General features: G+C 70.4%; 7 protein-coding genes. All 7 read right to left on the bottom strand.

Features of this window, described 5'->3' with window-relative positions:
* Nucleotides 1-15: 15 nt before the first annotated feature.
* On the bottom strand, nt 16-507 hold the full coding sequence (locus ABLE68_RS00735; RefSeq protein WP_348869147.1) for a hypothetical protein: 492 nt from the start codon (nt 505-507) through the stop codon (nt 16-18).
* A gap of 95 nt (nt 508-602) precedes the next feature.
* Nucleotides 603-1361: an NUDIX hydrolase gene (locus ABLE68_RS00730; protein WP_348869146.1), complete on the bottom strand. Its 759-nt coding sequence runs from the start codon at nt 1359-1361 to the stop codon at nt 603-605.
* Between the two features lie 17 nt (nt 1362-1378).
* Entirely contained in the window at nt 1379-3565 is a 2187-nt protein-coding gene (glgB, locus tag ABLE68_RS00725; protein ID WP_348869145.1) for a 1,4-alpha-glucan branching protein GlgB, read from the bottom strand.
* Nucleotides 3562-5004, bottom strand: coding sequence for a maltokinase N-terminal cap-like domain-containing protein (locus ABLE68_RS00720; RefSeq protein ID WP_348869144.1), 1443 nt, complete (start codon nt 5002-5004; stop codon nt 3562-3564). Before ABLE68_RS00720 ends, glgB begins: the two co-directional genes overlap by 4 nt.
* Entirely contained in the window at nt 5001-6704 is a 1704-nt protein-coding gene (treS, locus tag ABLE68_RS00715; protein ID WP_348869143.1) for a maltose alpha-D-glucosyltransferase, read from the bottom strand. Before treS ends, ABLE68_RS00720 begins: the two co-directional genes overlap by 4 nt.
* Nucleotides 6701-8692 (bottom strand): alpha-1,4-glucan--maltose-1-phosphate maltosyltransferase, encoded by a 1992-nt coding sequence (locus ABLE68_RS00710; RefSeq protein ID WP_348869142.1) that lies wholly within the window; start codon nt 8690-8692, stop codon nt 6701-6703. Before ABLE68_RS00710 ends, treS begins: the two co-directional genes overlap by 4 nt.
* A gap of 206 nt (nt 8693-8898) precedes the next feature.
* Nucleotides 8899-12279 carry a M36 family metallopeptidase gene (locus ABLE68_RS00705; protein ID WP_348869141.1) on the bottom strand — a complete coding sequence of 1127 codons (3381 nt, stop codon included), beginning with the start codon at nt 12277-12279 and terminating at the stop codon, nt 8899-8901.
* Nucleotides 12280-12361: the final 82 nt, after the last annotated feature.

Here is a 12361-nt window from a genome sequence, read left to right as displayed (position 1 = left end):
CACCGCTGGCCTGAGTCAGGCAGCCGGCCCCTGGGCGCGGACGTCGGCCACGGCGTTCATCGCGTCGCGCAGCTCGACGAGCCAGTCGCCCTCGTGCTGACCGACCAGTCGGACGCACCAGGCCAGCGCGTCCGCGCGTGACCGAGCGACGCCCGCGTCGACCAGGGTGTCGAGCACCATCCGCTGCGGCTGGCGCAGCCGGGTCATGGTCGGCGCCGCCACGTGGGTCCAGAGCTCGCTGCGGTCACCGACCACGACCCCCCACGAGACCTTGCGTTCGAACCGGTGCTGCGCCTCCTGCGCGATCTCCATCCGCTGCTCGCGGGTGTCCTCGCGGAACGCCGACGAGCGGCCGGCCCGCGCCTCGGCCAGCGCTGCGTCGCTCGCGCCCTCGAGCTGCACGTCGGCGATCGTCAGCAGGACCGTGATCTCCTCGCGGTCCACCGTGACCTCGGCGGGGGCGACCTGCCACTCCGCCGGGAGCCGGCCGGCGAACCAGCCCGTCACGCGCTCCCCGTCCTCATTTGTAATCATGTAATCATCGTGCCACGGCCGTGCAAATGAGACGGGTCACCGCGTCCGGGCGGGACACACGAGCCAGGTCAGCGGCCGGACTCGGTGTACGCCGACCGGCCGGTGCCGAGGTTGGCGAGGGCCGACTCGATCCGGCGGGCGGTGAAGTCGGCGCAGCGCTCGCGGACCTCCTCGACCGTGCAGAACTCCGCGGAGCGGATCTCGCGGGCCTGCTTCACGATGGAGTCGGTGATCGAGGCGTCGTGCTCGCCGCCGTCGAAGACGAGGCAGAGCGCGTCGTCCCAGCCGCTCCACGCGGGCAGCCAGTCGGTGAGCACCAGCGGCCCGACCGGGAGGGTGAGGCCGAGCTCCTCCTCGACCTCGCGGCCGACGGCGAGCTGGGGCGACTCGCCGACCTCGACCACACCGCCGGGCAGGTCCCAGTCCTGCTTGTAGGTGAGCTGGCAGAGCAGCACCCGGCCGTCGCGGTCGCGCAGCAGCATCTGGCTGATCGCGCGCTTGCGGGGGAGGAACGAGTTGAGCAGGGCGCGGAAGCCCTCGGGCTCGTTGAGCGGAGCATCCGTCGCCAGCCGCGCGTAGACGACCCGGTCGACCGGGTCGCCGTCGACGGTCACACCGCGCATCACGCCCTCGCGGCGCAGGCCGGACCAGGTCGCTGCACGTTGGGCGCTCTCGTCGCCGGGGTCGACCAGCGCCTCCACCCGGGCGTGGTCGAGGAGCGCGGCGACGACGCTGTGCCGGATCACGTCGATCGGCTCGTCGGGCGACCAGCTGATCCGGGCGATGCCCTCCGCGACGGTCGTCACGGAGGTGGTCGGGTCGGTCACGGGAGCCAGAGTAGTGGTCAGGCCTTGCGCCGGAACCAGGCCGTCGCGAGGGGCGGTACGACGATGGTGGCGTGGGCGGGCTGGCCCGACCACGCACCCTCCACGGCGGTGATGGAGCCGAAGTTGCCGACCCCCGAACCGGTGTAGGCCTCGGCGTCGGTGTTGAGGACCTCCTCCCACTCACCGGCCGAGGGCAGGCCCAGCCGGTAGTCGTCGTGGGGCACCGCCGCGAAGTTCGAGACGCACACCAGGTCAGGCGTGTCGCCGGACCCGCGCCGGATGAAGGAGAAGGTGTTGCGACCGGCGTCGTTGGCGTCGATCCAGGCGAAGCCGTCGGGGTCGTTGTCGCGCGACCAGGCAGCCGGAGTCTCGACGTACGCCGTGTTGAGGTCGCGGACCAGCATCGAGACGCCCCGGTGCTCGGGGTGGTCGAGCAGCCACCAGTCGAGCTCGCGTGACTCGGCCCACTCGGACTCCTGGCCGAGCTCGATGCCCATGAAGAGGAGCTGCTTGCCGGGGTGCGCCCACATGAAGGCCAGGTAGGCACGCAGGTTGGCGAGCTGCTGCCACCGGTCGCCCGGCATCTTGCGCAGCAGCGAGCCCTTGCCGTGGACGACCTCGTCGTGCGAGAGCGGCAGCACGAAGTTCTCGGAGTAGGCGTAGACGAGGGAGAACGTCATCTCGCCGTGGTGGTAGGCGCGGTGCACGGGGTCGTTGGCCATGTAGTCGAGCGAGTCGTGCATCCAGCCCATGTTCCACTTGAAGCCGAAGCCGAGGCCGTTGACCGCCGTGGGCTTCGTGACGCCCGGCCAGGACGTCGACTCCTCGGCGATCGTGGTGATGCCCGGGACCCGCTTGTACGCCGTCGCGTTCATCTCCTGCAGGAACTGCATGGCCTCGAGGTTCTCGTGACCGCCGTGGATGTTGGGCGACCACTCGCCGTCCTCGCGGGCGTAGTCGAGGTAGAGCATCGACGCGACGCCGTCGACGCGCAGACCGTCGGCGTGGAACTCCTGGAGCCAGTAGATCGCGTTGGCGTAGAGGAAGTTGCGGACCTCGCGGCGCCCGAAGTTGAAGATGTGGGAGCCCCACTCCTTGTGCCACCCGCGCTGCGGGTTGGGGTCCTCGTAGAGCGGCGTCCCGTCGAAGCGGGCCAGCGCCCACTCGTCGGTCGCGAAGTGGCCGGGCACCCAGTCGAGGATCACGCCGACCCCGGCCTGGTGGAGGCGGTCGACGAGCAGCCGGAAGCCGTCGGGATCGCCGAAGCGCGCGTCCGGCGCGAAGTACGACGTCACGTGGTAGCCCCACGAGCCGCCGAACGGGTGCTGCATGACCGGCATCAGCTCGACGTGGGTGAAGCCCAGGTCCGCGACGTACGCCGGGAGCTCGTCGGCGAGCTCGGCCCACGACCAGTAGCGGCCGTCGTGGTGCTTCTTCCACGAGCCGAGGTGCATCTCGTAGATGCTCATCGGCTCGTTGACCGGGTTGCGCTCGGCCCGCGCGGCGAGCCACGCGTCGTCGCCCCACGCGTAGCCGGACTCGTAGACCTTGGAGGCCGTGTCGGCGGGCTTCTCGGCCCACGACGCCATCGGGTCGGCCTTCTCGCGCCACTCGCCGTCGGGGCCGAGGATGACGTACTTGTACGCCGTGCCGCTGCCCACGCCGGGGACGAAGAGCTCCCACACGCCGGACGTGCCGAGCTGGCGCATGGGGTGTTCGCGACCGTCCCAGCTGTTGAAGTCGCCCTTGATCCGGATCGCCCGCGCGGACGGCGCCCAGACGGCGAACGCCGTACCGGTCACCGACTCCAGGGCGCCGGGGTAGTGGTGCACGTGGGCGCCGAGCACCTCCCACAGCTGCTCGTGGCGGCCCTCGTTGATCAGGTGGAGGTCGACCTCGCCGAGGGTCGGCAGGAAGCGGTAGGGGTCGTCGACGACGATCTCGTCGGCGCCGTACGAGACCGCGACCCGGTAGTCGGGGACGTCGGGGAGCGGCACGACGCCGACCCAGACGCCCTCGTGCTCGTGGGTGAGCGCGACCTCGCCGTCGGCCCAGCGGACGACGACGCTGGCCGCGAGCGGCCTGAGCACCCGCACCGTCACCGCGCCCTCGTAGGGATGGGGTCCGAGCACCCCGTGCGGCTGGCCGTGCTCGCCGTGGGCGATCTGGTGCAGCTCGGCGGTGTCGACGGGCTTGACGGTCATGCGGCTCCGATCCGGGCCACGGCGGCGAGTGGGATCGCCACCCACGCCGGGCGATTGCGGGTCTCGTACACGGTCTCGTAGACCGCCTTGTCGGCGACGTACGCATCGAGGAGGACGCGCTGCTCGGTGGTCAGCTCGCCCCCCGCATAGGCGACCAGGAAGTGGTTGTGGTTGCGGTGCGCCCACTCGTCGGCGCGGTAGGCGCGCTGGGGTGCACCCTCGGCGTCGTCCTCGGCGAAGGAGCGCTCGACGACCCGGGGTGCGTAGTCGAAGGAGCGCAGCATCCCGGCGACGTCGCGCCAGGGCGAGTCGGGCAGCAGGCGCTCGGCGAGCGGTCGGGCCGGCTCACCCTCGAAGTCGACGATCTTCCAGCCCAGGCTGGTGCGCAGGGTCTGGCCGAGGTGGAGGTCGCCGTGGACCTGCTGCACCTCGAGCCGGGGCAGCTGGCGCACCTTGTCGTACGTCGCGCGCAGGGCGTCGGCGTGCGCGGCGAGCTCGGGCACCACCGCGAGCGCCTCGTCGAGCCGAGTGGTCATCGCGTCGGCGAGCTCGACGGCCGCCTCGGCGCCGCGCTGCTCGGTCGGGAAGTGCTCGGCCAGGACCGCGTGCACCTCGCGCAGCGCCTCGCCCAGGCGGGACGCCTCGCCGGCGAAGTCGCCGCCCGCCTCGTGGGCGTGCAGGTCGGCCTCGGCGTAGAGGTTGCGGGCGCTCGAGAGCGCCAGGTCCCAGCCGTCGCTGGCCGTGCGCAGGAACTGCTGGAGCATCGCGAGCTGGACGGTGGTGCCGTCGTCGGGCTTCTTGTCGTTCTCCCAGTCGACCCAGTCCAGCCAGCCGTAGAGCGAGGCGATCTTGTCGGAGCCCGCGCGGGTCAGCACGTCGTGGACCCGGATGTCGGGGTTGACCCCCGGCGTGATCTTGCGGAACACCTTCATCAACGAGTCCTCGCCGAAGGCGACCGACGAGTTGGACTGCTCGCCGGAGAAGAGCGTCGAGTGGGTGTCGAGGTCGAGGTCGTGACCGGGCAGCCGGTGGAAGGCGAGCCCGCTCGGCAGGTCGGTCTCGTTGCCGCCGCTCTCGGCGCCCGCGTGGTCGAAGGCGCGCAGCCACAGCGCCATCGCCTCGCGGTCGTGGAGTGCGTCGTAGGCATGCACCCAGCCGTAGTCAGGCTCCTCCCACCAGCCGAGGAAGGCGTGGTCGAGCCGGGTCTCGGGATCGGTGTAGAAGACCAGGGGCACCTGGTAGGTCTCGGTGCCGCCCTGGGCGTCGCCGTAGGTGACGTCGACGAGCTGGATCACGACCCGGGGGCCGTCCTCCGCGGATCCCGGGACCTCGCCGATGCGGCGTACGGCGGTCACCTCGAAGGGGCGGCCCTTGCCGCCGAACCAGCGGGTGCGCTCGAGATATCGGACGTAGACATCGGGCTCGGTGGTGGTGCTCACAGCAACAGCCCCTCCTCGGTCTCCTCGGGGGCGGTCAGTCGGAACCAGTAGAAGCCGTAGCCGGCCAGCGTCAGCAGGTAGGGCAGCTCGCCGATCTCCGGGAACGGCACCCCGCCGAGCAGCTCGACGGGACGTCGTCCCTCGAAGCGGCGCAGGTCGAGCTCGACCGGCTGCGGGAAGCGGGAGAGGTTGTTGACGCAGAGGATCAGGTCCTCGCGGCCGTCGGGGTCGACGTACTCCCGGACGTAGGAGAGCACCGTCGAGTTGGAGCCGCCGAGGTCGTGGAACTCGCCGCGCCCGAAGGCTGCGTGGTTGCGGCGCACGTGGATCATCCGGCGCGTCCAGTGGAGCAGCGACGAGGAGTTCTCGAGCTGGGCCTCGACGTTGACGGACTGGTAGCCGAAGACGGGGTCCTGGATCACCGGGCGGTCGAGCTTGCCGGGCGTCGCCGAGGAGAAGCCGGCGTTGCGGTCGGCGGTCCACTGCATGGGAGTGCGTACGCCGTCGCGGTCGCCGAGCCAGATGTTGTCGCCCATCCCGATCTCGTCGCCGTAGTAGAGGCACGGCGACCCGGGCAGCGAGAGCAGCAGCGCGTTGAAGAGCTCGATCTGGTTGGTGTCGTTGTCGAGCAACGGCGCCAGCCGCCGGCGGATGCCGATGTTGGCCTTCATCCGGGGGTCCTTGGCGTACTCGCCCCACATGTAGTCGCGGTCCTCGTCGGTGACCATCTCGAGCGTCAGCTCGTCGTGGTTGCGCAGGAAGATGCCCCACTGGCAGCTGTCCGGGATGGCCGGCGTCTGCTCGAGGATCTCCGAGATCGGGAAGCGGGACTCACGGCGCACCGCCATGAAGATGCGCGGCATCACCGGGAAGTGGAAGGCCATGTGGCACTCGTCGCCGCCGACCGCCGGGTCGCCGAAGTAGTCCACGACGTCCTCGGGCCACTGGTTGGCCTCGCAGAGCAGCACCCGGCCGGGGTACTCGTCGTCGACGACCTTGCGCACCTTCTTGAGGAAGTCATGGGTCTCCGGCAGGTTCTCGCCGTTGGTGCCCGGACGCTCGTAGAGGTAGGGCACGGCGTCGAGCCGGAAGCCGTCCATGCCCATGTCCATCCAGAAGCGGATCGCGTCGATGATCGCGTCGTGGACGGCCGGGTTGTCGAAGTTGAGGTCCGGTTGGTGGGAGAAGAACCGGTGCCAGAAGTACTGCTGGCGCACCGGGTCCCAGGTCCAGTTGGACGGCTCGGTGTCGACGAAGATGACCCGGGCCTCCTCGTAGAGCTCGTCGGTGTCCGACCAGACGTAGAAGTCGCCGTACGGGCCTTCGGGGTCGGACCGCGATGCCTGGAACCACGGGTGCTGGTCACTCGTGTGGTTCATGACGAAGTCGATGATCACGCGCAAGCCGCGCTTGTGCGCCTCGCCGAGGAAGAAGCGGAAGTCCTCGATGGTGCCGATCTCGGGGTGCACGCCGGTGTAGTCGGCGACGTCGTAGCCGTCGTCGCGCAACGGGCTCGGGAAGAACGGCGGGATCCAGAGGCAGTCGACCCCCAGCCACTGCAGGTAGTCGAGCTTCTCGACCAGGCCGCGGAAGTCGCCGGTGCCGTCGGCGTTCGAGTCGCGGAACGCGCGGACGAGCACCTCGTAGAAGACGGCGCTCTTGAACCAGTCGGGGGTGGATTCGTCGATGCCCGAGGTCAACGGGGGCTCCTGACGCTGAGGATGTGGGCGGGTTCGTGGTGGGGGTCGAGCCGGACGTAGTTGTGCTCGCTCCAGGTCCAGTCCTCGCCGGTGATCTCGTCGTGGGCGACGAAGGAGGCCGGGAGGCCGGCGGCCGCGAGATCGAGGTGGACCATCGTCTCGCGGGTGGCGTGCGGGTCGACGTTGACGACGACGATCACGGTGTCGCTCTGCCCGTTGGTGAGGTCAGCGGCCTTCGAGAAGACCAGGACGTTCTCGTCGTCGCTGTGGTGGATCGTCACGTTGCGCAGCCGCTGCAGCGCGGGGTGCTGGCGACGGATCTCGTTGAGACGGGTGAGGTACGGCGCGAGCGTGTGGCCCTCACGGTCGGCGGCATCCCAGTCCCTGATGCGGATCTGGTACTTCTCCGAGTCGAGGTACTCCTCGCTGCCGGGGCGGACCGCGACGTGCTCGTACAGCTCGTAGCCGGCGTACACGCCCCAGCTGGGGGAGCCGGTGGCGGCGATCGCGGCCCGGATCTTGAAGGCCGCGGGCCCGCCGTACTGGAGGAAGGCGTGGAGGATGTCGGGCGTGTTGACGAAGAAGTTCGGCCGCATCAGGTGGTCGGTCTCGTGGGAGAGCTCGGTGAGGTACTCCTCGATCTCCCACTTGGCGGTGCGCCACGTGAAGTACGTGTAGGACTGCTGGAAGCCGATCGCACCGAGGCCGCGCATCATCGCCGGGCGGGTGAACGCCTCGGCCAGGAAGAGCACGTCGGGGTCGGTCGCGCGCACCTCCTTGAGCAGCCACTCCCAGAAGGCGACGGGCTTGGTGTGGGGGTTGTCGACCCGGAAGATGCGCACACCGTGCGACATCCAGAGCCGGACGATCCGCAGCACCTCCTGGCAGATCCCGCTGGGGTCGTTGTCGAAGTTGACCGGGTATATGTCCTGGTACTTCTTCGGGGGGTTCTCGGCGTAGGCGATGGTGCCGTCCGCGCGGGTCGTGAACCACTCCGGGTGGGAGGTCACCCAGGGGTGGTCGGGCGCGGCCTGCAGCGCGAGGTCGAGAGCGACCTCGAGGCCGAGGCCGTTGGCGCGGCTGACGAACGCGTCGAAGTCGTCGAACGTGCCGAGGTCCGGGTGGATCGCGTCGTGGCCGCCCTGCTTGGAGCCGATCGCCCACGGCGAGCCGGGGTCGTCGGGTCCGGGCGTCAGCGTGTTGTTGGGGCCCTTGCGGTTGACCTCGCCGATCGGGTGGATCGGGGGCAGGTAGATCACGTCGAAGCCCATCGCGGCGACCGCGTCGAGCCGCTTGGCGGCGGTCTTGAAGCTGCCGCTGGTGATCTTGCCGGTCGTGGGGTGCTTGGTCGCGCCCTCGGAGCGCGGGAAGAACTCGTACCAGCTGCTGAAGAGCGCGCGCTCGCGGTCGGCGTACGCCGGGTAGGGCCCCTCGATCGTGAGCAGCTCGCGGATCGGGTGGCTCCGGACGACCGCCACGAGGCGGGGGTCCTCCATCGCGGCGAGGCGCGCGGCCGTCGGGCGCTTCCGGTCCGAGGCCGCTTCGATCGCGCCGTCGATGAGCTGGGCGGCGTCCGCCGATCCGGGGTCCTTCTTGTCCAGCGAGGCGAGCACGCGCTTGAGCAGCAGCGCACCCTCGGTGAACATCAGCTCGACGTCGACGTCGGCCCGGATCTTGACGGGACCGTCGTGGAACCACGTGTCGAGCGGGCTCGACCAGGCCGCGACCTCGAAGCTCCACGCCCCGGGCAGGTCCGGCGTCACCCAGGCGGTGTAGAGGTCGGGGACCTCGGCGTCCTGGGTCATCCGCACGGGGGCGCGCCGGCGACCGTCCGGGCCGGTGAGGACCACCTCGGCGCCGAGCTTGTCGTGGCCCTCCCGGAAGACGCTCGCCGTCACCGGAAAGGGCTCGCCGACAGTTGCCTTGGCGGGTTGTCGGCCGAGATCGACCAACGGGGAGACGTTCATGACGGGGATGCGTCCGACCATTGCTCCAACTTAGCGAGAGTGCGGGCACGAAGGACAAGTCAGCGATGCCGACAGGTACGACGTACCCGTGAATGCAGTTGGGAAACAACCGGCGGCTGAGGAGGTCGCGCAGCGACCGTCTCGAGACCCCCGCAGCCAACGCGGTCACGTCGGCTACCGGGGTTTCGAGACGGTTGCTAGCGCAACCTCCTCAACCAGTGAGGCGGTCAGTACACCTGGAGCTCGGCGGCGTGGACGATCGTGCCGCGGTCGGACGCCGTCTTGCAGTCGGTGTCGTTGGCCGGGTCGTTGTCCTGCTCACCGGCGTAGCCGGCATAGCCGGTGCACTGGTTCTCGAGCACGACGAACCGGATCGCGGCCGCCTTCGTGGTGGGGACGGCGAAGGAGCGCAGCGTCAGGTCGGGGGCGACCGGCCGGGGGAGGACCGCCGGGAAGGCGTCGGGCTTCGAGGTGAAGAACCGCTTCCAGGTGGCGTTCGGCGACGAGCAGCTCTTCACGCAGGCCTCGAGCGCGAACTGGCGCAGTGCGGTGAAGCGCGAGCCCGAGTCGGGGTCGGCCGCGAGCGGCAGCTCGTTGGGGTCGGCGGGCGCCGCGTGCAGCATCGCGCTGACCTGGACCCGGTGGATGCTCCGCGGCTTCGAGCCCGCCAGGTCGACCGTGACGAAGGGGTTCGTCGCGTCGACGTTGTCGGCAGTGACCCCTCCCCAGTTGGTGTCCTCGGTGCCGTCGATCAGTGCCTCCGGGTTGAGCGACCCGTCGGTCGAGGCGATGACCGAGGCGCCGGACTTCGCGGCGGCGAGGTTCTTCGACGTGGTGATCCGCACCGTCTGCTGGCCCGGCTCGACGGACATCGCGAACCGCTTGAAGCCGGTGCCGGGAGACACGAAGAGCATCTGGTAGCGACCCGGGGTGAACTTCTCGGTCTTGCCGACCGGAGTCACGCGGGCCTCGTAGCGCCCGACGTAGACCTTGCCGGGCACGGAGCTGACGAAGTGCACGGTGCCGTTCTTGGACCGCGGTGAGGCGAAGCTCGGTGTCGGCTGGTCGGAGTCGGAGTCCGGGGTGCTCGCGTCGGCACCCATGCCGCGCTTGGCGAACGCCGCCCACAGCGAGGTCAGGTCGGCCCCGTCGAAGCGCATCGTGTCGGCAGCGATCATCGCGTCGCGGGCGTCGAGCATCGACGTGGCGCCCTGCTGCAGGAGGAAGGCGTCGTAGACGAGCTGGATCCAGCGCCGGTTGCCCGGGCAGAGGTCGGCCGGCAGCGGGCTCTGGGCACCCTTCGCCGTCGCGCAGCGCTTCTGCAGCGCCTTGTCGGCGTACGGGTACTTCTTGTTCCACTGGTCGACGAGCGCCTGGCGGACCTGCCACTGCGTGCCGTTCCAGATCTCGCCGTCCGCGTGGACCTCGGGGCCGGTGGTGTCGAAGCCGTAGTCCGAGTAGTTGAGCGGGTTGGCGTCGATCGGGTAGTCGCGGATGCCCGAGGTCGGGTTGCCGGTCGCGTAGGGACCGACCACCCACGGGCTGGTGCCCGTCGAGTAGCCGTTGGCGAACATGTACTCAGCCGCGTTGAGATCGCCCCACGACTCGCCCATCGCGCCACCCTGCTCGGACGTGATGCCGTCGTCCGGGCCGCCGATCATCCGGTTGGAGATGGCGTGGGTGTACTCGTGCCCGACGATGCTCATGTCGAGCGCGCCGTCGGTGCAGGGGGAGTAGAAGGCTCCGGCGAGCGGCTGGAAGAGGTACTGGTTGGTGATCCCGGGAACGCCGTCGTTGAGCGTGATCTGGTTGGCGTTGTCGCGACCGAGCTCGAGCGGCTGGCCGCCGGTGATCGCGCCGGCCTGGGCGTTGCCGACCTCCTGGTCGCCGCCGACGCCGCCGTGGCCGCGGTTGCTGAGCTGCAGGTTGTAGTTGTCCTCGGTGAAGCCCAGGTAGTAGGCGTAGTCGTGCATCCGGTTGTGGGACACGAACAGGTTGGTCACGACCTGGTTGATGTCGTTGCCGCCCGGGACCAGCTGGGTCGGGTCGCAGCCCGACTCGTTCCACACGTCGGTGAAGTCGGTCGTGTAGTCGCGGGTCGGGGAGACCGGCGCCTGGAGGGTGCCACCCGCGGCCAGCGGGTTGAGCCACGCCTCGTGGGTGTTGGCGTTGTTGCCGACCGTCGTCATGGTGGGAGCGCCGCCGAGGGTGTCCCACGGGCCGTCGTTCGGCGCGCTGTTGGCGAGCGGGCCGTTCGGCGTCGTGCAGGTGTCGGCTCCGCCGGTCCAGCAGCCGACGACCGAGTTGGTCAGCGGGGTGCCGACCTTGGTGGAGGAGAGGTTCGGGTTGGCGGTGAAGTAGCGCCACTGCGGGTCGATGCCGACGTCGCCCGTGGACGGGGTGCCGGAGTCGCTGGTGGCGACCAGCACGGCGTACTGGCCGACGGTGATCGACGCGTCGTCGAAGGGGCAGACCTGGGCGGTGTAGGTGCCCTTCGGGAAGCCGTCGGGGTCGGACACGGTCGCGACCTCGGGGCTGGTCGCCAGGTCGGTCGTCTCGTGCAGGCCGCCGGGGCCGTCGAAGGTGATCGTGGTGTCGTCGCTCGGCGCCGCGAGGGCCGTGGCGGTGAGGGTCTGGGTCAGGTCGTCGTCGAGCTCGAAGGCGTGCTTCGGGCCGCACGCGGTGTTGCTGACCGTGCCCTGGAAGACGTTGGTGTACATCGCGTTGTCGACCGCGTTCTGACGCACGAGCACGTCCTTGCTGACGCCGTCGACGAGCACGCGGTACGCCGCGGCAGCGCCACCGGCGACGTCGACCACGTTGGCCTCGAGGACCGGGCGGACGGAGCCGTCGGCGAGCGCGAGGGCACGCAGTCGGACGGTCTGCTCCTGGGCGAAGCCAGGGACCGTGAGGTGGGTCCAGCCGCCGGAGACGGCCGCGACGATGTCGCCGACCTTGGCCGCCGGGACGCCGAGACCGACGTTGGCCGCGGCCGCGAGCCAGCCCTGCAGCGGGGAGACGGTGCTGGCGACGGGGGTGCCGGTCGTGCGGGTCAGGGACGACGACACGTAGGTGACCTGACCGCGGGCGATCCCGACGGTGACCAGGCTGCCCGACGCGGGCAGGAGCCCGTCGAAGGTCTGGCTGAGGATCACCGCGTGGGCGCCGGTGTCGACCAGCCGCTGGTCGTTGACCAGGGTCAGGCCGTCGACCTGGGTGGCGGTCAGCCCGAGGAGAGCGGCGTGGCCCGCGACCCAGCGGCGGGCGGCGGCGGCCGGCGTGCCGGTGGCCGCGCCGAGCGAGCCGTCGGTCGGGAGGATCGAGGCCGGCGTACCGAAGTCGTTCCAGCGCAGGTGGACGCCGCCGAGCGCGCGCACGGCCTGCCGCTGCTGGGCGGAGGGCCGGACGACGCCACGGACGTCGATGTCGGAGAGCCCGTGGACCGGGTCGCCGATCGTGCGGCTGACGGCCGGGGTGGGGCCGGGCTGCGCGGATGACGGGGAGCTGCCCGCGGTGGCGGGGAGCTGCATCAGACCGGGGGCGAGGGCGACGACGAGGACGCCGAGGGCCCCGGTGGCAAGGCGGGCGCGGTGCGCGCGGAGTGTCATGCCGGTGACAACGGCACCCGGGTCCGTTCGTTATGTGAACCCGTCCGACCGGCTTCTCCGGTTTGTCTTGGATCGTTCAAAG

The sequence above is a fragment of the Nocardioides pollutisoli genome (genome assembly GCF_040045055.1).
In the GTDB taxonomy this organism is placed as follows: domain Bacteria; phylum Actinomycetota; class Actinomycetes; order Propionibacteriales; family Nocardioidaceae; genus Nocardioides; species Nocardioides tweenelious.
This window is presented reverse-complemented; position numbering and strand designations above follow the sequence as displayed.

Excerpts from the sequence above, each read along its gene's own strand:
- ABLE68_RS00710 (WP_348869142.1), bottom strand. The coding sequence starts at position 8,692 with ATGGTCGGACGCATCCCCGTCATGAACGTCTCCCCGTTGGTCGATCTC.
- glgB (WP_348869145.1), bottom strand. The coding sequence starts at position 3,565 with ATGACCGTCAAGCCCGTCGACACCGCCGAGCTGCACCAGATCGCCCAC.
- ABLE68_RS00705 (WP_348869141.1), bottom strand. The coding sequence starts at position 12,279 with ATGACACTCCGCGCGCACCGCGCCCGCCTTGCCACCGGGGCCCTCGGC.